Source organism: Thauera sp. DNT-1, assembly GCF_055393985.1.
In genome coordinates, this window is sequence record NZ_AP043752.1 from 722386 (window position 1) to 744231 (window position 21846).

The following is a 21846-nucleotide window of genomic DNA, read 5'->3' on the forward strand; positions in this document are numbered from 1 at the left end:
AAGACGTCTAAACTGCATCGAGAGGGATCGATGTGACACAGGCGCACGCCGCCGCCACGATTTCAACACACCGGCACCGTTTCGATCTCGCGCTCGTCGTCACCACCTTGTGCGAAGTGGAGCGCCTGCTGCTGGATGCGGGCTTTTCCCTGCGGTCGTGGGCGCAGACGCTGGCCCGGCCGCTCGCGGAGAACGGGCACATCGAGCCGGCGCGCCCCGGTCGGGGCGAAGGCGCCTTCGTGGTCGTCGATGCGGTGCGGCCCTCGTGATCTGTCGCCGGCCACCGATGGGGACGGCAGCGCGCGGGAGCGCGACATCGGAATCTTCACGGCGGAAAGGCATCCACAACATGCGCCACACCCACTTCCAAGGGATCGTCCCCGCGCGGAGGAGATCGACATGAAGCAAGTGCAAGCGATACGACCGGACCGTGAAGTCCTGACGCGTCAGCGGCTGCCGTATTTCATCGGGATCTCGGGGCAGACGGTCGGGGCAAGCGGGCTGAGCATGCATCTGGTGACGATCCCGCCCGGGGCCCGGTCGGAGCCGCATGTCCACGTCGGCTACGAAACCGGAATCTATGTGCTCGAAGGCAGGGTCCTGACGCGCTGGGGCGCGAAGCTGGAAAACGAGGTGATCAGCGCGGCGGGGGAGTTCCTGTTCGTTCCGGCGGGGGTTCCCCACGAGGCGATCAATCTCAGCGCCACTGAAGCGGCGCGCGCGGTGGTGGCCCGCAACCATCCGGCAGAGCAGGACCAGGTTCAGCCCTACGTTGCCGGGTAGGGGCTCGGCGCGGCGGATCCATCAAGCGGCGCGGCTCCGATGCGTGCCGGCCGATCCCTTGCGCCGCGCAAATCTCCGCGGACATGCCCCGGCACGGGCGTTACAATTGCAGGCTTTCCAGGCAGCAATCGGAGTGCCCGCAATGCCCACCCAGACCGAAAACCTCAACGTCCTCGCCTTCGACCACATGCCCTCGCCGGACGAGGTGAAGGCGCGCGTGCCGCTGACCGAGCGCGCCGCGGCTGCGGTGGTGGCCGGGCGCAAGGCGGTGATGGACATCCTCGATCGCAAGGATCCGCGCGTGTTCGTGGTGGTCGGGCCGTGCTCGATCCATGACCCGGTGGCCGGGCTGGATTATGCGCGACGGCTGAAGGCGCTCGCCGACGAGGTCTCCGACGTGCTGCTGCTGGTGATGCGGGTGTATTTCGAGAAGCCGCGCACCTCGACCGGGTGGAAGGGCTACATCAACGATCCGTTCATGGACGACTCCTTCCGCATCGACGTGGGCATGGAGCGTGCGCGCAAATTCCTCCTCGACGTGTGCGAGCTCGGCCTGCCCACGGCCACCGAGGCGCTCGACCCGATCGCACCGCAGTATTACGGCGACCTCATCGCCTGGACCGCGATCGGCGCGCGCACCTCCGAGTCGCAGACCCATCGCGAGATGGCCTCGGGCCTGTCGACGCCGGTCGGCTTCAAGAACGCCACCGATGGCGACCTCGAGGTGGCGATCAACGCGATCATTTCGGCCGGCAGTCCGCACAGCTTCCTCGGCATCAACAGCCAGGGCCAGTCGGCGGTTACCCGCACGCGCGGCAACCGTTACGGCCACGTGGTGCTGCGCGGCGGCGGCGGCCGGCCCAACTACGACACGGTGTCGGTGTCGCTGGCCGAGCAGGCGCTCGCGAAGGCCAAGCTGGCGAAGAACATCGTGGTCGACTGCTCGCACGCCAACTCGTGGAAGAAGCCCGAATACCAGCCCTTGGTGATGAAGGACGTGATGCATCAGATCCGCGAGGGCAACCAGTCGATCGTCGGCCTGATGATCGAGAGCAATATCGAAGCCGGCAACCAGCCGATTCCGGCCGACCTGTCGCAGCTCAAGTACGGCTGTTCGGTCACCGATGCCTGTGTCGATTGGGCGACGACCGAGGACATGATCCGCAAGTCCGCCGCCGTGCTGCGCGACGTGCTGCCGAAGCGGGAGCGGCGCGCATGAACCTGGTCGTGCTGGCCGAGGACGTCGACAGCGTCGCGCTCAAGAACGTCGCCAAGGTGTCGGAGGCGAGCGCGATCGAGCAGATCACGACGCGCTCCTTCCGCCTCGTCGGCGCGAAGCCGGTCGAAGGTCTGGTGGCCGCGTGCGCGGCCGGGGGGCTCGACCACGTGTGGCTGCCCGAGGGCCGCCAGCTGCGCGATTTCGGCCTCTTCGTGACCGACATGGACTCGACCCTGATCAACATCGAGTGCATCGACGAGATCGCCGACATGCAGGGCTTCAAACGCGAGGTGGCGGCGATCACGGAGGCCGCGATGCAGGGCGAGATCGACTTCCGCGAGTCCCTGACGCGGCGCGTGGCCCTGCTCGCCGGCCTGCCCGAGAGCGCGCTCGCCGAGGTCTTCGATCACCGCCTGCAGCTCAACCCCGGGGCGGAGCGCCTGCTGCAGGGGTTGCAGCGCGCGGGTATCCGCACGATGCTGGTGTCGGGCGGCTTCACGTATTTCACCGAGCGGCTGAAGTCGCGGCTGGGCTTCGACTATGCGTGGGCGAACCAGCTCGAGGTGTATGACGGAAAGCTGACCGGAAAGGTGCTCGGGGACATCGTGGACGGCGAGGCCAAGGCCGCGCACCTGGAGCAGGCGCGCGACGAGTTGGGCCTCAGGCCCGAGCAGGTGATCGCCGCCGGCGACGGCGCCAACGACATCCCCATGCTGCGCGCGGCCGGCTTCGGTGTCGCCTTCCACGCCAAGCCGGTGCTGCGCGACGTCGCCCACTGCTGCCTCGACCACACCGGCCTGGACGGCATCCTCGACCTGTTCGGCCCTGGCGGCGAAAGCTGAAGCCGCACGCGGCCCCCGTTTTCGTAGGAGCGACGCAAGTCGCGATTCCGGCCCCCGCGCCTCCACCGACGCGTCATCGCCACCGCGCCGCCCGATCGCGACTCGCGTCGCTCCTACGGGGCCTCGCTGAGGCGGCCGGAGTCCATGCGTAGCACGCGGCCGCAGCGGCGGGCGAGGGACTCGTCGTGGGTCACCAGGATCAGCGTGGTGCCCTGCTCGCGGTTGAGCGCGAACATCAGCTCGATGATCGCCCTCCCCGTCTCGGCGTCGAGGTTGCCGGTGGGCTCGTCGGCGAGCAGCACCCGGGGATCGGGCGCGAAGGCGCGCGCCAGCGCCACGCGTTGTTGCTCGCCGCCCGACAGGTGCTTGGGATAATGCGTGAGCCGGCTGCCCAGGCCGACGCGCTGCAGCCATTGGGTGGCGATCGCGCGCGCGTCGTCCACGCCGGCGAGCTCCAGCGGCAGCATCACGTTCTCCAGCGCGGTGAGCGCCGGCAGCAGCTGGAAGGACTGGAACACGAAGCCGATCGCCTCGCCGCGCAGCGCTGCGCGCGCGTCCTCGTCGAGCGCGAAGAGGTCGCGGCCCTGCACCCGCACCGTGCCGTGCGCGGGAACGTCCAACCCGGCGAGCAATCCCAGCAGGGTCGATTTGCCGGAGCCGGAGGCGCCCACAATCGCCACCGACTCGCCCGCACCCACGGCAAAGCCGATGTCCTGCAAAATCCGCAGCTCGCCCTGGCCGTCGGCCAGCGCGACCTGCTTGCACAGGTCATCGACCTCGATGACCGGATTGGAGAGCTCGATGCCGTTGCGTTTCATCATTCCCTTCGCGTTCATGTTCCTTTTCGGCGCCGTCGCCCGCGCCGACACCATCCTGGTATGGGGCGACAGCCTGTCGGCCGGCTACGGTCTGGAAAGGGGCCAGGAATGGCCCACCCTGTTGCAGACGCGTCTGCAGGCCGAAGGGTTCCGCCATGTCGTGGTCAACGCCAGTGTATCCGGCGAGACCTCGTCGGGTGGCCTCACCCGCCTGCCCGCCGCCCTGGCCGAACATGCGCCCACGCTGGTGATCCTGGAGCTCGGCGCCAACGACGGCCTGCGCGGACTCAAGCCGCAGCTGCTCGCGGACAACCTGGCCGCGATGATCGACGCTGCGCACGCGGCGGGCGCGCGCGTCCTGCTGATCGGCATGCGCATGCCGCCAAACTATGGTCCGGCCTACACGCAACGCTTCGCAGAGGTCTTCGCCAACGTGGCCGCGGAGAAGAAGGTGCCGCTCGTGCCCTTCCTGATGGACGGCTTCGCCGACCGCCCCGAGCTCTTCCTGCCCGACGGCATCCACCCGGCCGCCGAGGCGCAGCCGCGCATCGTCGACACGGTATGGGCCGGCCTTCGCCCGCTGCTTGCCGCGAAGGAGACGAAGGCGGCGCGCAAGTGAGGCTCGAAGCGCTGGGGGGAATTCAGCCGCAGGAGCGCTGCGAGGCGCGATCGTGGCGCACGGGATCCGACCGACGCCCGTCCCGGCACGATCGCCCGATCGCGACTCGCGTCGCTCCTACGAAGAACCGAAACACCGAGGGCTGGCTGTAGGAGCGACGCCAGTCGCGATCGCACTGCCCGGTCGCGCGTCGCGGCCGAAGGCAGGGGAGCACGGCGCCCGATGCCGAACGGCAGCCGCCCGTGGCGCCTACCCCACCACCACCCGCGCTGCGCCCGCCTTCATCTCGCCGACGATCGTCCCCGCCTCGCCCTGCTCGGCGCGCACCGCGGCCTGCACGGCCTCGACGGCTTCCGGCGCGCAGGCGATCAGCAGGCCGCCGGAGGTCTGCGGGTCGGTGACGAGCTTGCGCTGCCACTCCGGGGCGTCCACCGGCAGCTCCACGCTGGCACCGTAGCTCGCCCAGTTGCGCGTCGACGCGCCGGTGGCGACGCCGTCCCGGACCAGGGCGCGCGCCTCCTCGATCACCGGCAGCGCATCGAAGCGCACCGCGCCGGTCAGCGACGCGCCGCGGCACATCTCCAGCAGGTGCCCCGCGAGGCCGAAGCCGGTGACGTCGGTCACCGCGTGCACGCCGTCGAGGTCGGCGAGCCTGGCGCCGACACGGTTGAGCGTCGTCGTCCAGCGGATCATCTGCGCGTAACCGTCTGCCGACAGCCGGCCCTTCTTCAAGCCCGCCGAGAGGATGCCGATGCCGAGCGGCTTGGTGAGGATGAGCACGTCGCCCGCCTTGGCGCCGGCGTTGGTGCGCACGCGCGCGGGGTCGACCACGCCGAGGCCGACCAGACCGTAGATCGGCTCGAGCACGTCGATCGAGTGCCCGCCGGCGACCGGGATGCCCGCGTCGCGGCAGACCTCGGCGCCGCCCTTGAGGATCTCGCCGATCACCGCGGGCGGCAGCTTGTCGAGCGGCATGCCGACGATCGCCAGCGCCAGGATGGGCTGGGCGCCCATCGCATAGACGTCGGAGAGCGCGTTGGTGGCGGCGATGCGGCCGAAGTCGCGCGGGTTGTCCACGATCGGGGTGAAGAAGTCGGTGGTGGCGACGATGGCCTGGCGCTCGTTGAGCTTGTAGACGGCGGCGTCGTCGGCGGTGTCGGTCCCCACCAGCAGCTCGGGTGGCACGAGGCCGGCGGGCATGGTAGCGAGCAGCTCGGCGAGTACGGCGGGGGCGATTTTGCAGCCGCAGCCGCCGCCGTGGGAGAATTCGGTCAGTCTGATTTCGTTCATGTTTCCGGGAGAGAAAGCGACGCGCGGCGCAAGTGGGCGCCGCGCGTCGTGTCAACATCATGCAAAAAGGCGTCGCGACCGTAGCACAGCTGTCCGGCTTTGACGAGATCATCGACGCGCGCACGCCCGCCGAGTTCGCCGAAGACCACATTCCCGGCGCGATCAACCTGCCGGTGCTCGACAACGACGAGCGCATCGTCGTCGGCACGATGTACAAGCAGCAGTCCGCCTTCGACGCCCGCCGCCTCGGCGGCGCGCTGGTGGCCGCCAACATCTCGCGCCACATGCTCGCGGTGCTGCAGGACAAGCCCAAGAACTGGCGCCCCCTCATCTACTGCTGGCGCGGCGGCCAGCGCAGCGGCTCCTTCACCACCTGGCTGCGCATGGTGGGCTGGGACGCCTGCCAGCTCGAGGGCGGCTACAAGGCCTTCCGCCACCTGGTGATCGCCGAGATCGAGCGCATCGTGCCCACGCTGGCGTTGCGCATCGTGTGCGGCCCGACCGGCAGCGCGAAGACGCGCGTGCTCGAGGCGCTCGCGGCGCAAGGGGCGCAGGTGCTCGACCTGGAGGACCTCGCCGCGCACAAGGGCTCGGTGCTCGGCGCCCTGCCCGACCGTCCGCAGCCGGCGCAGAAGCGCTTCGAGACCCTGCTGTGGGATCGCCTGCGCCGGCTCGATCCGGCGCGCCCGGTGTATGTCGAGGCCGAGAGCCGCAAGATCGGCCTGGTCTTCGTGCCCGAGGCGCTGATCCTGGCGATGCGGCGCGCGCCCTGCATCCTGATCGACGCCACGCGCGCGGCCCGCCTCGAGTTTCTGGTGCGCGACTACGCCTACCTCGGCGACGACGTGGGCGCGCTGCAGGACAAGCTGCACCGCCTGCGCGAGCACCAGAGCCGCGAGACGCTCGAGCGCTGGAAATCGCTCGCCGCCGCACACGCGCTCCCCGAGCTGTTCGCCGAGCTGATCGACCAGCACTACGACCCGCTTTACCATCGTTCGCAGAATCACAACTACGTGCACTACGCCGACGCGCTGCGGGTGGAGAGCGCCGACCTGAGCACGGCCGGGGTGCGCGCGCTGGCCGGTCGCATTCTCGCCGAAGCTGCGGAGTGAAGCGTCCGGGGCGAGCCCGAGCAGCCCCGCCACTTTTTTCACCCGCCCCGCCACCCCAATCGGGACGCGCGTTTCCTCGAAGAACCGGCGCGTTCCCTGTGGCGCCGACGTCCGCATCGGCCGGTGGGAGCGACGCGAGTCGCGATCGGGTCGGCCCGTTGCGGCGACGCAGGTCGCGATCTCGCCGGCCGAGGGGCGGACACCGTCGCATCTTCGCCCAGGTGGCCGCCAAGCCTAGACGGATTGTGGCAGGCGGCCCGGCGACGCGCCGCGGGTCGCGCACAGGCGCTGGATCATCGCCGGACGCTCGATCTCGCCCTGCTCGAAGGCCACCACGCTCCAGCCCTCCGGAAGGCAGTCGAGCAGTTCGCGCGGACGGAGCAGGAAATCGGGGTTCGAGGGCTTGCCGAAGCGCTCGTTGCCGAGCATGAAGGTCTCGTAGATCAGCACGCCGCCCGGGCGCACCAGCTCGAAAAGCTCCGCCAAGCGCGGCCGGTACAGGTAATTTGCGACCACCACGGCGTCGAAGCGCTCGCCGCCGAGCGGCCAGTCCGTACCCTCGAGCTCGAGTACTCGCGTCGCGATCCCCGCCACCCCATCCAGCGTCGCCAGCGCCGCCGCGTCCCGATCGACCGCGGTGACGCTGCAGCCGCGCGCGGCAAGCCAGCGCGCATGCCGGCCGCCCCCCGCGGCGAAGTCGAGCACGCGCGCGCCGTCCGCGAGCAGCGCGGTGAAGCGCCGTACCCAATCGGAGGGGGCGCCGCCGGCACCGTGCAGGCTGGGGTGACGGCGGGGTTCGGGGACGGGATCGGAAGACATGGGGGCTCCTTGGATGCAAGCCTCGTCGCGGGGGCGCGGCAAGACCGGGCGTGGCCACCGCATTCTAGCGACGCTCGGCATGCCGTGCGCCGCAGGCTTGCCTTCCCACCTCGCGCTGCCCGCGCGCCCCATGCCGGGACCGACGCACAGGCACGGGCGGGCGATCGAGCGCCATTGCAGGCGAAAGGCCTAAACTAGCGGATTTAGCCACGTCACCACGCCGGCCGCGGCCGCGCCACCCGATTACCGGACCTTCACCGACGTCACCATGGATCTTGCCCAGTTCACCCTCCAGTACGACCGCCCCAGCACCGACGTCGAGTCGCTCAAGCGCGCGATCGCCAACAAGCTGATGTACCAGATCGGCAAGAACCCCGAGTCGGCGCTGCCGGAAGACTGGCTGCACGCAGTCGCCTACACCGTGCGCGACCACCTGGTCGAGCGCTGGATGAAGACCACACGGGCGAGCTACGCGCAGGACGTCAAGCGCGTCTATTACCTGTCGATGGAGTTCCTCATCGGCCGCAGCCTGGGCAACGCCATGCTCGCCCTCGAACTCGCCGGCCCCGTGCGCGAGGCGCTGCGCTTGCTCGACATCGACCCCGACAGCCTGCCCGAGCTCGAGCCCGACGCCGCGCTCGGCAACGGCGGCCTCGGTCGCCTCGCCGCCTGCTTTCTCGACTCCATGGCCACGCTCGGCGTGCCCGGCTTCGGCTACGGCATCCGCTACGACTACGGCATGTTCCGCCAGCAGATCGTCGACGGGCAACAGGTCGAGGTGCCCGACTACTGGCTCACGCACGGCAACCCGTGGGAGTTCCCCCGCCCCGAGATCCGCATGCGCATCCGCTTCGGCGGCCACCTGCAGGAGGATGGCGGGCGCGTGCATTGGGTGGGCACCGACGACGTGCTGGCGATGGCCTACGACTCGATCATCCCCGGCTACGGCACCGAGGTGACCAACACCCTGCGCCTGTGGTCAGCACGCGCCACCGAGGAGATCGACCTGTCGGCCTTCAACCGCGGCAACTATTTCGGCGCGGTGGAGAGCAAGAACCACTCCGAGAACGTCTCACGCGTGCTCTACCCGGACGACTCCACCCTCGAGGGTCGCGAACTGCGCCTGCGCCAGGAGTATTTCTTCGTCTCCGCCAGCCTGCAGGACATCCTGCGCCGCTACCGCGTCGGCCACACCGACTTCGACGCCCTGCCCGACAAGGTCAGCATCCACCTCAACGACACCCACCCGGTGCTCGCGGTGCCCGAGCTGATGCGCCTGCTGGTCGACGAACACGGGCTGGAATGGGCGCGCGCCTGGGCGTTGTGCCGGCGGGTGTTCTCCTACACCAACCACACCCTGATGCACGAGGCGCTCGAGACCTGGCCGCTGGAGATGCTCGGCCGCGTGCTGCCGCGCCACCTGCGCATGATCTTCGACATCAACGCGCACTTCCTCGCCGAGCTCAACGCCGAGCTCGGGCCCGACGTCGAGCGCATGCGCCGCATGTCGCTGATCGATGAACAGGGCGAGCGCCGCGTGCGCATGGCCTACCTCGCGATCGTCGCCTCGCATTCGGTCAATGGCGTTTCGGCGCTGCATTCGGCGCTGATGCGCGAGTCGATCTTCGCCGACTTCGCGCGCGCCTGGCCGCAGCGCTTCAACAACAAGACCAACGGCGTGACGCCGCGGCGCTGGCTGGCGCACGCCAACCCAGGGCTGGCGGCGCTGATCGACAGCCGCATCGGTCCAGCCTGGCGGCGCGACCTCGAGCAGCTCCAGGGCCTGCGCGCGCACGCCGACGACGCCGACTTCCTGCACACGCTGCGCGCGGTCAAGCAGGCCAACAAGCTGCGTCTGGCGCAGTGGATCGGCCAGCACTGCGGGCTCCACGTCGATCCGGCCGCGCTCTTCGATGTTCACGTCAAGCGCATCCACGAGTACAAGCGCCAGCTGCTCAACGTGCTGCACCTGGTGAGCCGCTACCAACGCATCCTCGCCGAGCCGAACGGCGAACACGTGCCGCGGGTGGCGATCTTCTCCGGCAAGGCGGCCTCGGCCTATCGCATGGCCAAGCTGGTGATCCGCCTCATCAACGACGTGGCTGCGGTCATCAACGCCGATGCGCGCGTCGGCGAGCGCCTCAAGGTGGTCTTCGTGCCCAACTTCAGCGTCAGCCTGGCCGAGCTCATCATTCCGGCCGCAGACCTCTCCGAGCAGATCTCCACCGCCGGCACCGAGGCCTCGGGCACCGGCAACATGAAGCTCGCACTCAACGGCGCGCTCACCATCGGCACGCTGGACGGCGCCAACGTCGAGATCCGCGAGCAGGTCGGCGAGGACAACATCTTCATCTTCGGCCACACCGCAGCCGAGGTCGCGCAGATCCGCAACGGCGGCTACCAGCCGCGTCAGTACTACGAGCGCGACGCGCGCCTGGCCGCGGCGCTCGACGCGATCCGGGCGGGCCTCTTCAGCCCGGACGAGCCGGGGCGATACCAGGCGATCTTCGACACCCTGGTGAACTGGGGCGACCACTACCTGCTGCTGGCCGACTACGCCAGCTATCTCGACGCCCAGGACCAGGCCGACGCGCGCTACCGCGATCCGCTGCAATGGAGCCGCTGCAGCCTGCTCAACATCGCCGGCATGGGGGCGTTCTCGTCCGACCGCACCATCGCCGAGTACGCGCGCACGATCTGGCACACCGAGCCGCTGCGCATCGGCAGCCCGGGCGGGCTATGAAGGCACGCGGGCGGCGGCATGGGGGCCGCCCGCGGCGCGATCGGCACGAATAAGTGCAATGCATCGGCCCCGCGCACGCTTTCCATGAGCGTCCAGGAGTGCGGCGGGCGATAATCGCGCGGCAGGGGCACGCAATCACAGGGAGCTTGCGGCGATGACGGCAGAACTCGAAACCATCCTGGAGCGTCACCGGCGCGATCCGCTGCAGTTGCTGCAGATCCTGATCGAGCTCCAGGCCCGTGACGGCTGGCTGCCGCCGGCCACGCTCTCCGCGCTGGCGGGCGCGCTCGGCATCCCGCGCGCCCGCGTCGAGAGCACCGCGAGCTTCTACAGCTTCCTGCACACCCGGCCGGCGGGCGAATACCGCATCCTGTTCTCCGACAACATCACCGACCGCATGCTCGGCAACCAGGCGCTGATGCAGACGCTGTGCGACAAGCTCTGGCTGCAGCCGGGCAAGGTGTCGGAGGACGGCCTGGCGAGCGTGTCGACCACCTCGTGCACCGGCATGTGCGACCAGGGGCCGGCGCTGCTGGCCAACGGGCGCACGATCACCCGCCTCACGCTCGAGCGCATCGACGAGATGGCGCACCTGATCCGCCGCCGGGTGCCGGTGGGCGACTGGCCGCCGGAGTGGTTCCATGTCGAGGACAAGCTCCGCCGCCGCGACGTGCTGCTCGACCATGGCCTGGCGCCGGGTGCGGCGCTCGCCGCGGCGCTCGAGCGCGGCCCCACCGGGCTGCTGTGGGAGATCGAGCGCTCCGGACTGCGCGGCCGCGGCGGCGCGGGTTTCGGCAGCGACATCAAGTGGCGCTCGTGCCGCGACGCCTGGGGCGACGCGCACTACGTGATCTGCAACGCCGACGAGGGCGAGCCCGGCACCTTCAAGGACCGCGTGCTGCTGTCGAGCTACTTCGACCTGGTGGTCGACGGCATGTGCATCGCCGGCATGGCGATCGGCGCCAACAAGGGCTTCATCTACCTGCGCGGCGAATACCGCTACCTGCTCGACCGCCTGGAAACACGCCTCGCCCAGCGCCGCGAACAGAACCTGCTCGGGCGCAACATCCTGGGCCGCGGCTTCTCCTTCGACATCGAGATCCACCTCGGCGCCGGCGCCTACATCTGCGGCGAGGAGTCCGCGCTGATCGAGTCGCTCGAAGGCAAGCCGGGCAAGCCGCGCATCCGCCCGCCCTTCCCGGTCACCAACGGCTATCGCGGGCAGCCGACCACGGTGAACAACGTCGAGACGCTCGCCCTCGCCGCGCTGATCGCGGTGCGCGGCGGCGACTGGTTCCACGCCATCGGCACCCCGGCCTCGACCGGCACCAAGCTGCTGTCGGTGTCGGGCGACGTCGAGAGCCCGGGCATCTACGAGTTTCCGTTCGGCGTCACCGTGGCCGAGGTACTCGAGGCCGCCGGCGCGCACGACACGCAGGCGGTGACGAGCGCCGGCGCGGCCGGGCATTGCCTGGCGGCCGACGAGTTCGGTCGTCGCATCGCCTTCGAGGACGTCGCCACCGGCGGCTCGATCATGGTGTTCGACCGTTCCCGCGACATGTTCGAGGTGGCGCACAACTTCGCCCACTTCTTCGCCCACGAGAGCTGCGGCTTCTGCACGCCCTGCCGCGTCGGCACCGCGGTCAACGCCCGCCTGCTGGACAAGCTCGCCGCCGACCACGGCTCGCCCTACGACCTCGACGAGATCGCGAAGATGCACCGCCTGATGCAGGGCGCCAGCCACTGCGGCCTGGGCAACACGGCGACGATCGCGATCGACGACATGCTGGCCAAGTTCCGCCCCGCCTTCGAGCGCCGCCTGCACTCGCCCGACTACGAGCCCGCCTTCGACCTCGACGCGGCGCTGTCGCAGGCGCGCCGGATGACCGGCCGCGACGACCCCGGCGCCCACCTCGGCGACAACCACGAGGCCCTGGTCGAGGAGCGCCCCCATGCGCAGGGCGCCACCACAGCGGGCGCCGCGCAGTCCGTCCCCTCCTCCGCCGAGGCCGCCTCGGCAAAGGATCTGCAGCCATGAACGATTCCTTCCTGCTCGACGGCGAGGACATCCCCTTCACCCCCGGCCAGACCGTGATGCAGGCCGCCGCCGCCGCGGGCAAGTACATCCCGCACCTGTGCTGGCACCCCGACTTTGCCGCGCACGGCTCGTGCAAGCTGTGCACGGTGAAGATCGGCGGGCGCTTCGCCACGTCCTGCACGGTGCGCGCCGCCGCCGGCCAGGAGGTGGAGAACCGCACGGCAGAGCTCGACGCCAAGCGCCGCACGCTGCTGCAGCTGCTCTTCGTCGAAGGCAACCACTTCTGCCCTTCGTGCGAGAAGAGCGGCGACTGCGCACTGCAAGCCACCGCCTACGAGATGGGCATGCTGACGCCGCATTTCGACCACTTCTACCCCGATCGCCCGGTGGACGCCTCGCACCCCGACGTGCTGCTCGAGTTCAACCGCTGCATCCTGTGCGAGCTGTGCGTGCGCGCCAGCCGCGATGTCGACGGCAAGAACGTGTTCGCGCTCGCCGGCCGCGGCACGCAGTCGCACCTGGTGGTCAACAGCGACACGGGGCGGCTCGCCGACACCGACTTCGCCGTCACCGACCGCGCCGCCGCGGTCTGTCCGGTGGGCGTGATCCTCAGTAAACGGGTGGGCTTCGCCGTGCCGATCGGGCAGCGGACCTACGACCGCCGGCCGATCAGCGCGAGCACCAGCCCCGAAGGCAAGGCCGGTGCCGGCATCGAGGAGGCTCGATGATGGACATCGACATCGCAAAGATCGACGCTGGCGGCGCGCCACGCAAGCTCAAGGTCGCCACCGTCTCGCTCGCGGGCTGCTTCGGCTGCCACATGTCCTTTCTCGACATCGACGAGCGCCTGCTGCCGCTGCTCGAACTCGTCGAGTTCGACCGCTCGCCGCTCACCGACATCAAGCACTGCGGCCCCTGCGACATCGGCCTCATCGAGGGCGGGGTGTGCAACGCCGAGAACGTGCATGTGCTGCGCGAATTCCGCGCCAACTGCAAGGTGCTGATCGCGCTCGGCGCGTGCGCGGTCAACGGCGGGCTGCCTGCACAGCGCAATCACCTCGAGCTCGCCGACCTCCTGCAGGAGGTCTATCGAACCGGCCACGGTCTCGCCGAGGGCAGCCGCATTCCCGACGACCCCGAGCTGCCGCTGCCGCTCAACCAGGTCCATCCGGTGCATGAGGTGGTGAGGATCGATTACTTCTTGCCTGGCTGCCCGCCATCGGGCGACGCGATCTGGGCCTTCCTGACCCAGTTGATCGAAGGCAAGGACCCGAGCCTGGGACATGGGCTGCTGCACTATGACTGAAACCCCGAAAGGCTCGCGGCTCGCGCCGCTCCTGCAGGAAGCTCGAGCACCTCGCTTTTCGGCAGGAGTGGCGCAAGCCGCGAGCCTCTCACTGACGACGATATCCAAATGAGCTTTCAACTCGAAACCGCCACAGTCGCCAGCGATACCTTGCGCCGTATCGCAATCGACCCCGTCTCGCGCGTGGAAGGCCACGGCAAGGTCACCATCCTGCTCGACGAGGACAACAAGGTGCACCAGGTGCGCCTGCACATCGTGGAGTTCCGCGGCTTCGAGCGCTTCATCCAGGGGCGGCCGTACTGGGAAGTGCCGGTGATGGTGCAGCGCCTGTGCGGCATCTGCCCGGTGTCGCACCACCTCGCCGCGAGCAAGGCGCTCGACCTCGTCGTCGGCGCCGCACGCGTCACGCCGACCGCCGACAAGATGCGCCGCCTGATGCACTACGGCCAGATCCTGCAGTCGCACGCGCTGCACTTCTTCCACCTGTCCTCGCCCGACCTGCTGTTCGGCTTCGGCTCCGAGCTCGGTCGGCGCAACATCGTCGGCGTGGCACAGCAATATCCCGACATCGCGAAGAAAGGCATCCTGCTGCGCAAGTTCGGCCAGGAGGTGATCCGCCTCACCGCCGGCAAGCGCGTGCATGGCACCGGCGCGGTACCGGGGGGCGTCAATCGCGCGCTGAGCGCCGACGAACGCAAGCTCCTGCTCGCCGATGCCTACCAGATGATCGCCTGGAGCCGCGACGCGGTGCGCATCATCAAGGAACTCCACCAGCAGGACCGCGCGCTCTACGACCACTTCGGCACCGTGCGCTCGAGCTTCATGGGCCTGGTCGCGCCCGACGGCAGCCTCGACCTCTACCACGGCGTGCTGCGCGCCAGGGACGCCGACGGCAGGATCCTCTTCGACCAGGTGGACTACCAGACTTACGACCGCCTCATCACCGAGGAGGTCAAGCCCTGGAGCTACATGAAGTTTCCCTACTTCACGTCGATGGGCCCGGAGGCGGGCTGGTACAAGGTCGGCCCGCTCGCGCGCGTGCAGAACTGCGACAGCATCCCCACGCCGTTTGCCGAGCACGAGCGCCGCGAACTCGTCGCGTACGCCGGCGGCAAGCCGCTGCACGGCAGCCTGGCCTTCCACTGGGCGCGCATGATCGAGATGCTCTTCGCCGCCGAGACCATCAAGGACCTGCTTCACGACGACGACCTCTCCGGCACCGAGCTCATGACGAGCGGCGAGCGCCGGCGCGAGGGTGTGGGCGTGATCGAGGCCCCGCGCGGCACCCTCTTCCACCACTACCAGGTGGGCGACGACGACCTCGTCACCATGGCCAACCTGATCGTCTCCACCACCAACAACAACCAGGCGATGAACACGGCGGTGCGCGAGGTCGCGAAGCAATACCTCCACGGCCAGGAGATCACCGAGGGACTGCTCAACCACATCGAGGTCGCCATCCGCGCCTTCGACCCCTGCCTGTCCTGCGCCACCCACGCGCTCGGGCAGATGCCGCTGGAGGTCACGCTGGTGGATGCCGAGGGCACGGAGCTGGACCGGAAATACAAGGCATGAGCGCGCCGGTGCTGGTCTTCGGATGGGGAAATCCGAGCCGCGGCGACGACGCGCTCGGGCCGCTGTTCGTGGAGGCGGTCGAGGCGATGAAGCTGCCGGGGATCGAGTGCCTGACCGATTTCCAGCTCCAGGTCGAGCATGCGCTGGATCTGCGTCGCCGTAGCCGGATCCTGTTCGTCGATGCATCCGGTACGGCACGGCCGCCTTTCGAATTCCAGCCGATCGCAGCGGCCCGCGACGACAGCTTCACCACCCACTCGGTCTCGCCGCAGAGCGTGCTACAGGTGTTCGAGGACCTCGAGGGCCGGCCCGCGCCGCCCAGTTGGTTGCTCGCCATCCGCGGTGACTCATGGGAGCTCGGCACCGCGCCAGCCCCCTCCGCCAACGCCAACCTGCGCGCCGCCATCGCGGCCTTCACGGCCTGGCTCCCCGACCTGTAGAAGCGGCGCAAGCCGCGAACTCGGCGGACTCATTATCGACGTGGGTGGGACGGCCGACGCCGCATTCGCGCCTGGCGGCGCTCCTGCAAGAAACGGCGCGCTTGCGGGTGTCGTGTGGGAGCGGCGCGAGCCGCGATTCCTGCGTGCGGGGAATCGACGTGGGTGGGACGGTCGACGCTGCATTCGCGCCTGGCGGCGCTCGTACAGGGATGCGACTTACCTTCCCGCTTACAACCCGCGCAACTGCTCCAGGGCCTCCTCCACGCGCTCGACCGCGATCACCTTCAGGCCCTCGATCGGATGCTTCGGCGCATTGGCGCGCGGAACGATGGCGGTGTCGAAGCCGAGCTTGGCGGCTTCCTTCAGGCGCTCCTGGCCACGCGGTGCGGGCCGGATCTCGCCGGCGAGACCGACCTCGCCGAACACCGCGAGGCCGCGCCGAAGCGGGCGGTCGCGCAGCGAGGAGACGATCGCGAACAGGATCGCGAGGTCGGCGGCCGGCTCGGTGATCTTGACGCCGCCGACCGCATTCACGAAAACGTCCTGGTCGAAGCAGACCACGCCGGCGTGACGGTGCATGACCGCGAGCAGCATCGCCAGGCGGTTCTGCTCCAGGCCCACCGACAGCCGGCGCGGGTTGGGGCTCTGCGACGAATCGACCAAGGCCTGCACCTCGACCAGCAGCGGGCGCGTGCCCTCCTGGGTGATCAGCACGCAGCTGCCGGCGACCTGCTGCGAGTGCTGCGACAGGAAGATCGCGGAGGGATTGGACACACCGCGCAGGCCGCGCTCGGTCATGGCGAACACGCCGAGCTCGTTGACCGCGCCGAAGCGGTTCTTGAAGGCGCGGATCAGGCGGAAGCTGGAGTGCGTGTCGCCCTCGAAGTACAGCACGGTGTCTACGATGTGCTCGAGCACGCGCGGGCCGGCGAGCGTGCCGTCCTTGGTGACGTGGCCGACCAGGATCAGGCTGGTTCCGCTCTGCTTGGCAAAGCGGGTGAGCTGGGCGGCGCATTCGCGCACTTGGGCGACCGAGCCGGGGGCGGACTGCAGGGTCTCGGAATAGACGGTCTGGATCGAGTCGATGACCGCCACGCGCGGGCGCGCCTCGCGCAGGGTGTGGAGGATGCGTTCGAGGTTGATCTCGGCGAGCATCTGCAGGGGCGACTGCGGTAACTGCAGGCGCTGGGCACGCAGCGCGACCTGCTCGCCCGACTCCTCGCCGCTGACGTAGATGACGCCGCCCGCCTTGGTGCCCTTGCCCGTCGCGCCCTCGCTGCCAGCCGACGCACTCGTCGCGGCCAGGTTGGAGAGCGCCTGCAGCAGCAGGGTGGATTTTCCGATACCCGGGTCGCCGCCGATCAGCACCACGCCGCCGGCGACCAGGCCGCCACCGAGCACGCGGTCGAACTCGTCGAGACCGGTGGGCTGGCGGGGTTCTTCGCGGGGTTCGAGCGCGGACAGGGGCTGCAGCCGGCTGGTCTCGCCGGCGAGCGCGGCGAAGCGGCTGCCCGCAGCCGGCGCTGCGGGCTCGAGCACGGTTTCGACAAGGGTGTTCCAGGCCTGGCACTGCGGGCACTGGCCTTGCCAGCGCACGGCCTGCGCACCGCATTCGGTGCAGACGAAAGCGGATTTCTGCCGTGCCATCAGGGTCTTCCGTAACTGCGTCAGGGCCCCGGCCGCGGCCGGAGCAAAAACTTGCGGGGAATCAGTCCTGCTCGGTCGCGATGCGGGCGAACTCCTCGCAGACGTGGTCGGCGAAGGCGTTGATCAGGCGCGAGCGGAACTTGTCGCGTGGCAGGATGACCTCGAGCGGGGTGTGCAGCCGCGGCTGCAGCGGGATCGCCACCAGCCTGCCCTCTTCCACGTCGCGCCGGATCGCGCGCCCGGAGGCGATCGCGAAGCCGAGGCCCGCGGCCGCGAGCTGCTTGACCGCGGCGAGGCTGCCGAGTTCGGCGCACAGGGTGATCTGGCTGCCGGCGATGCCGGCGGCCTCGAAGAACTCGTCGGCGATCTGGCGGATGCCGTTGCCAGGGTCGCGGTCGATGAAGGGGTGGCCGACCAGGTCGCGGGCGGTGAGCTCCTTGAACTTCGCCAGCGGGTGGCCGGGGCTGCAGATCACCAGGAGGTCGTCGCGCGCGGCGCTGCGGCGTTCGATGCTGGGCTGCTCGGTGGCGATCTCGATGAGGCCGAGGTCGAGATCGCGCGCGGCGACGCGATCCTCGGTGAGCTTGGAGGTTCCGACCACCACGCGCGGCAGCACGCCGGGGTAGCGGCGCTTGAAGCTCTCCAGCACCTGCGGCAGCCAGTAGGCGGCGATCGTCGTGCTGGTGCCGATGCGCAGCTGGCCGGCGAGCTCGTCGGTGAGTTCGGAGACGCGCGAGTCGAGCTCGGCCGACAGACCGAGGATGCGCTCGGCGTAGGCGAGCACGAGCTCGCCCGCGGCGGTGAGCGTGATCTTGCCGTGCCCGCGATCGAGCAGGCGGGTGTCGAAGTGTTCCTCGAGCTGCTTGATCTGGAAGGTGACGGCCGGTTGCGTCATGTGGAGGTGTTCCGCGGCTCGGGTGAACGAGCCGTGCTTCGCAACCGCGTGGAAAACCTGGAGTCTGCGATCTGCCATGGCGTGGATAAGTACGTTTTATTTACGTGAATTAAAGCACAAACCGGCGCATTCAGGTGGATCCCTGCGCGTTCATCCCGAGAACCTGCTCGCTGCGGCCTCAAACCGTTGCCATACGGGCATCTGCGCGCCCTCGCACAAGCGCTGCGCGAGATCATCACAGGGCAATCCGCTTCGTGATATAAACCGCGCTTCGACCTTCCGCCGCGACCCGACGATGCCGCTCGGCTTCTACATCATCATGGCAGCGCAGTTCTTCTCCGCGCTGGCCGACAACGCCTTGCTGATCATCGCCATCGCCATGCTCCGGGACATGGCGGCCCCCTCCGAATACGAGCCGCTGCTCAAGCTCTTCTTCACCGTCTCCTACGTCGCGCTCGCCGCCTTCGTCGGCGCCTTCGCCGATTCGATGCCCAAGTGGCGAGTGATGCTGATCAGCAACACGATCAAGATCGGCGGCTGCCTGATGCTTTTCCTGGGTACGCATCCACTCTTCGCCTACGCGGTGATCGGACTGGGCGCGGCGGCCTACTCGCCGGCGAAGTACGGCATCCTCACCGAGTATCTGCCCCACCGCCTGCTGGTGGTGGCCAACGGCTGGATCGAGGGCCTCACGGTGGCGGCGATCATCGTCGGCACCGTGATCGGCGGGATCATGATCCGTGGCGACGTCTCCACCTGGCTGATGGGGCTGGGCCTGCCCGGCGCCGGCTCGGCCTTCGGCGCGGCGGTGCTGGTGGTCGGCACCCTGTACCTGGTGGCGGCGATCTTCAACATGTACATCCCCGACACCGGGGTGGACCACAAGCCGCTCAAGAGCAATCCGCTCTACCTGCTGCACGACTTCAACCACTGCCTGCGCCTGCTCTGGCGCGACAAGCTCGGGCAGATCTCGCTCGCGGTCACCACGCTGTTCTGGGGCGCAGGCGCGACGCTGCAGTTCATCGTGATCAAGTGGGCCGAGCACAACCTGGGCATGAACCTGTCGCAGGCCTCGATGCTGCAGGGCGTGGTGGCGCTCGGCGTGGCCACCGGCGCGGTGCTGGCGGCGCGCTACATCACGCTCCGGCGCGCGGTGAACGTGATCCCGCTCGGCATCGCCATGGGCCTCGGAGTGATGATCATGGTCGGCGTCACCGAGGCCTGGGTCGCGATGGCGCTGATGGTGATCGTGGGCGGGCTGGCAGGCTTCTTCGTGGTGCCGATGAACGCCCTGCTGCAGCACCGCGGCCACATCCTGATGGGCGCCGGGCACTCGATCGCCGTGCAGAACTTCAACGAGAACCTGTCGATCCTGATGATGACCGGCACCTATGCGCTGCTGATCGTGCTCGGCCTGTCGATCAACACCGTGATCGTGCTGTTCGGGCTCTTTGTCGCCGGCACCATGCTGCTGGTGAAGCGCCGCCACGAAGCCAACCAGCGCGAATTCGACAACGTGGCGCTGCTCGAGGATCGCCCGCACTGAGGCCGGGCGGCCTTCGCCCCCGGCCCGCCCGGCACCCCGCCACCGCCTTCACCCCGTCTCGGCGATCAGCCGGCGCGCGAAGCAGAGGTCTTCCCATGCCTTGGCCTTGTCCTGCGGATTGCGCAGCAGATAGGCCGGATGGTAGGTGACCACGACCGGAGTGCCCGCGCGCTCGAAGCGCTTGCCGCGCGCGGCCGAGATTGCGATCTCGCGATCGAGCAGGGCCTGGGCGGCCGGACGGCCGAGCGCGACCAGCAGCTGCGGCTGCACGAGCGCGATCTGGCGATCGAGATACGGCTGGCAGGCGGCGATCTCGCCGCGTTCTGGAGTGCGGTTGTGTGGCGGTCGGCACTTGACCGCATTTGCGATATAGACGTCTTCTCCGCGCTTCAGCCCGATCGCCGCGAGCATGTTGTCGAGCAGGCGCCCGGCCTGGCCGACGAAGGGCTCGCCACGCTGGTCCTCCTCCGCGCCCGGCGCCTCGCCCACCAGCATCCAGCGTGCCTGGCGGTCGCCCACGCCGGGCACGGCCTGCTTGCGGCGCTCGCACAGCCCACAGGCCTTGCAATCGCGGATCTCGGCTTCGAGCGCGTCCCATTCGAGCGTGGAGATGCGGGCGCCGCGAGCCGGATCCGGCGCCGCAGGCGCACTGCGAACGGCTGCGGGCGTCGAAGCGGCCGCGGGCTGGGGGCGCGCGGCACGGTGCGGGCCGGCTTGGAACGCAACGCTCGATCGCGGTCCGGCAGCCGGGGCCGGTGCGGCTGGCGGAGGATTCGGCGTACGCGGCACCTCGACCCGGGGCGAGGCGGTCGCGTCGGTTTCGGTCGATGCAGGCTCGGCCGCTTCACGCTCCGCATCATCCGCTTCGGAGACCTCCGCCTTCCGCGTGCGCAGGCGCCAGATCGGGCCGAGCCCCATCTCGCGCAGCACCGCGTCGCGGCGGGAGGACAGGCGCGGCGACATCACAGCGCCCGCCTCATCACGATCGCGTCCTCGCGCCCACCCGCCGCGGGGTAATACCCGCGCCGGCGACCGATCTCGACGAAGCCGCTGCGCGCGTAGAGGCGCAGCGCCGCGGCGTTGGAAGGCCGCACCTCGAGGTAGAAATCCCGCGCGCCGCGCGTCTTCGCCCCTTCGGCCAGCCAGTCGAGGAAGCGCTTGCCCAGCCCCCTGCCCTGCAGCTCGCCGACGATGCCGATGTCGAGCAGATGCGCTTCGTCGAGCACGTTCATCACGACCGCGTAGCCGGAAGGGACACCGTCGCAGGACAGGATCCAGGCGTCGTAGCCGCTGGCCAGCGAGTCGGCGAAATTGCCGCGCGACCAGGGGTGGGCATGGAGCTCCGCCTCGCGCGCGCCGACCCAGTCGAGGTCTCCCTCGCCCATCGGCGCAAAGGCCAGCGCCAGCATCAGGCACGCCCTCCGCGCGCGAGTCGCTCGGCGGTGGTGAAGGCGACCTTGTCGCGCACGTAGAGCGGCGCGGCCTGCTCGGGGGCCACCAGCCCGCCTTCGCGCGCCTGGATCGCCCCGAGGCGGGCAATCTCTTCCGCACGCGGGTGAAGGTCGGGCTGGCAGGCGACGAGACGCCCTGCAGTGCGCGCCTCGAGTTCCTCCGGCCAGGCGCGGAAGGCCGACCCGGCAGCGCTCCACTCGCCGGGGGGCAGCTCGAGATCCAGCGGCGCGCAACAGCGCGGCATGCCCTGCGGCTGCGGCACCCCTTCGGTGTCGGTCACGAAGCTCGCCCAGTAGATCTCGCCCATGCGCGCATCGGTGGCCGCCAGCACCCGCGGCGCGCCGACCTGGAGCGCGAGCGCCTGCAGGCTGCCGACCACGGCCACGCCGAGATCCGCTGCCAGCGCGATGCCTTGCGCGACACCGCAAGCCAGCCGCAGCCCGGTGAAGGCACCGGGACCGGCGCCGAAGGCGACCGCGTCCAGCCGCGCCACGGCGAGCCCGGTCTCGGCAAGGAGTTCGCGCAGGTCGCGCAGCACCGCCTCGGAGTGATTGGCCGCGCCCTGGATGCGGCGGACGAGCAGCTCGTCACCATGCAGCAACGCGACGCTGCCGTGTTCGGTGGCGGTTTCGATGGAGAGGATGTTCATGGGGCCGCCATTCTACCGGGAGCGCGCCGGTTCGTTGCGGCCGCGGTTGTCAC

At 69.5% G+C, this 21846-nt stretch carries 21 protein-coding genes; 13 read left to right on the plus strand and 8 right to left on the minus strand.

What is annotated here, in order from left to right; translation table 11 throughout:
- The first annotated feature begins 32 nt into the window (after positions 1–32).
- The 4 genes from ACZ5PP_RS03420 to serB all read left to right on the plus strand — a co-directional run bounded on the left by ACZ5PP_RS03420 (position 33) and on the right by serB (position 2844).
- Positions 33–269, plus strand: a complete 237-nt coding sequence (locus ACZ5PP_RS03420; RefSeq protein ID WP_041589656.1) for a hypothetical protein — start codon at positions 33–35, stop codon at positions 267–269.
- Positions 270–399: 130 nt separating this feature from the next.
- Positions 400–783 (plus strand): cupin domain-containing protein, encoded by a 384-nt coding sequence (locus tag ACZ5PP_RS03425; protein WP_004302141.1) that lies wholly within the window; start codon positions 400–402, stop codon positions 781–783.
- Positions 784–925: 142 nt separating this feature from the next.
- On the plus strand, positions 926–2002 hold the full coding sequence (locus ACZ5PP_RS03430; protein WP_004302143.1) for a 3-deoxy-7-phosphoheptulonate synthase: 1077 nt from the start codon (positions 926–928) through the stop codon (positions 2000–2002).
- A complete protein-coding gene (serB, locus tag ACZ5PP_RS03435; RefSeq protein WP_004302146.1) occupies positions 1999–2844 on the plus strand; it encodes a phosphoserine phosphatase SerB in 846 nt (281 codons plus the stop codon). The genes ACZ5PP_RS03430 and serB overlap by 4 nt, the downstream gene beginning before the upstream one ends.
- Before the next feature lie 113 nt (positions 2845–2957).
- Here serB and ACZ5PP_RS03440 read toward each other — a convergent pair whose 3' ends face one another.
- A complete protein-coding gene (locus tag ACZ5PP_RS03440) occupies positions 2958–3662 on the minus strand; it encodes an ABC transporter ATP-binding protein (protein WP_012585441.1) in 705 nt (234 codons plus the stop codon).
- Here ACZ5PP_RS03440 and ACZ5PP_RS03445 point away from each other — a divergent pair.
- Positions 3646–4281: an arylesterase gene (locus tag ACZ5PP_RS03445; protein ID WP_004302151.1), complete on the plus strand. Its 636-nt coding sequence runs from the start codon at positions 3646–3648 to the stop codon at positions 4279–4281. The genes ACZ5PP_RS03440 and ACZ5PP_RS03445 overlap by 17 nt on opposite strands.
- Positions 4282–4530: 249 nt before the next feature.
- On the opposite strand, the gene selD is transcribed toward ACZ5PP_RS03445, so the two are convergent.
- Entirely contained in the window at positions 4531–5571 is a 1041-nt protein-coding gene (gene selD / locus ACZ5PP_RS03450) for a selenide, water dikinase SelD (RefSeq protein ID WP_374617070.1), read from the minus strand.
- A gap of 59 nt (positions 5572–5630) precedes the next feature.
- On the opposite strand from selD, the gene mnmH reads away from it, so the two are divergent.
- A complete protein-coding gene (gene mnmH / locus ACZ5PP_RS03455; protein WP_464826758.1) occupies positions 5631–6683 on the plus strand; it encodes a tRNA 2-selenouridine(34) synthase MnmH in 1053 nt (350 codons plus the stop codon).
- Between the two features lie 234 nt (positions 6684–6917).
- Here the strand turns inward: mnmH and ACZ5PP_RS03460 are convergent, their stop codons facing one another.
- The gene (locus ACZ5PP_RS03460) at positions 6918–7502 is read right to left on the minus strand and encodes a class I SAM-dependent methyltransferase (protein ID WP_464826759.1); all 585 of its coding nucleotides are present in this window, start codon (positions 7500–7502) and stop codon (positions 6918–6920) included.
- Between the two features lie 268 nt (positions 7503–7770).
- Here ACZ5PP_RS03460 and ACZ5PP_RS03465 point away from each other — a divergent pair, with 268 nt between their 5' ends.
- The 6 genes from ACZ5PP_RS03465 to ACZ5PP_RS03490 all read left to right on the plus strand — a co-directional run bounded on the left by ACZ5PP_RS03465 (position 7771) and on the right by ACZ5PP_RS03490 (position 15604).
- Entirely contained in the window at positions 7771–10245 is a 2475-nt protein-coding gene (locus ACZ5PP_RS03465) for a glycogen/starch/alpha-glucan phosphorylase (RefSeq protein ID WP_012585446.1), read from the plus strand.
- 154 nt (positions 10246–10399) lie between these two features.
- Complete coding sequence (locus ACZ5PP_RS03470; protein ID WP_464826760.1) at positions 10400–12283, plus strand: NAD(P)H-dependent oxidoreductase subunit E; 1884 nt, start codon at positions 10400–10402, stop codon at positions 12281–12283.
- Complete coding sequence (locus tag ACZ5PP_RS03475; protein ID WP_004302164.1) at positions 12280–13011, plus strand: 2Fe-2S iron-sulfur cluster-binding protein; 732 nt, start codon at positions 12280–12282, stop codon at positions 13009–13011. The genes ACZ5PP_RS03470 and ACZ5PP_RS03475 overlap by 4 nt, the downstream gene beginning before the upstream one ends.
- Positions 13008–13589: an NADH-quinone oxidoreductase subunit B family protein gene (locus ACZ5PP_RS03480; protein ID WP_012585447.1), complete on the plus strand. Its 582-nt coding sequence runs from the start codon at positions 13008–13010 to the stop codon at positions 13587–13589. The genes ACZ5PP_RS03475 and ACZ5PP_RS03480 overlap by 4 nt, the downstream gene beginning before the upstream one ends.
- 108 nt (positions 13590–13697) lie before the next feature.
- A complete protein-coding gene (locus ACZ5PP_RS03485) occupies positions 13698–15164 on the plus strand; it encodes a Ni/Fe hydrogenase subunit alpha (RefSeq protein ID WP_012585448.1) in 1467 nt (488 codons plus the stop codon).
- A complete protein-coding gene (locus ACZ5PP_RS03490; RefSeq protein WP_004322151.1) occupies positions 15161–15604 on the plus strand; it encodes a hydrogenase maturation protease in 444 nt (147 codons plus the stop codon). The genes ACZ5PP_RS03485 and ACZ5PP_RS03490 overlap by 4 nt, the downstream gene beginning before the upstream one ends.
- Before the next feature lie 228 nt (positions 15605–15832).
- Here the strand turns inward: ACZ5PP_RS03490 and radA are convergent, their stop codons facing one another.
- Together radA and ACZ5PP_RS03500 are read right to left on the minus strand one after the other, a co-directional pair.
- Positions 15833–17251 (minus strand): DNA repair protein RadA, encoded by a 1419-nt coding sequence (radA, locus tag ACZ5PP_RS03495; protein ID WP_004322149.1) that lies wholly within the window; start codon positions 17249–17251, stop codon positions 15833–15835.
- 61 nt (positions 17252–17312) lie between these two features.
- Entirely contained in the window at positions 17313–18224 is a 912-nt protein-coding gene (locus ACZ5PP_RS03500) for a LysR family transcriptional regulator (protein ID WP_012585449.1), read from the minus strand.
- A 217-nt stretch (positions 18225–18441) separates the two neighbouring features.
- Between ACZ5PP_RS03500 and lplT the strand changes: the two genes are divergently transcribed.
- Positions 18442–19692: a lysophospholipid transporter LplT gene (gene lplT, locus ACZ5PP_RS03505; protein ID WP_004322141.1), complete on the plus strand. Its 1251-nt coding sequence runs from the start codon at positions 18442–18444 to the stop codon at positions 19690–19692.
- A 48-nt stretch (positions 19693–19740) separates the two neighbouring features.
- Here the strand turns inward: lplT and ACZ5PP_RS03510 are convergent, their stop codons facing one another.
- Genes ACZ5PP_RS03510 through tsaB form a run of 3 tightly spaced genes read right to left on the minus strand, consistent with a single transcriptional unit; the run spans position 19741 to position 21793 of the window.
- The gene (locus ACZ5PP_RS03510; protein WP_004322138.1) at positions 19741–20655 is read right to left on the minus strand and encodes a uracil-DNA glycosylase; all 915 of its coding nucleotides are present in this window, start codon (positions 20653–20655) and stop codon (positions 19741–19743) included.
- Entirely contained in the window at positions 20655–21101 is a 447-nt protein-coding gene (rimI, locus tag ACZ5PP_RS03515; protein WP_004322136.1) for a ribosomal protein S18-alanine N-acetyltransferase, read from the minus strand. The genes ACZ5PP_RS03510 and rimI overlap by 1 nt, the downstream gene beginning before the upstream one ends.
- The gene (gene tsaB / locus ACZ5PP_RS03520) at positions 21101–21793 is read right to left on the minus strand and encodes a tRNA (adenosine(37)-N6)-threonylcarbamoyltransferase complex dimerization subunit type 1 TsaB (RefSeq protein ID WP_004322135.1); all 693 of its coding nucleotides are present in this window, start codon (positions 21791–21793) and stop codon (positions 21101–21103) included. Before tsaB ends, rimI begins: the two co-directional genes overlap by 1 nt.
- Between the last annotated feature and the right edge of the window lie 53 nt (positions 21794–21846).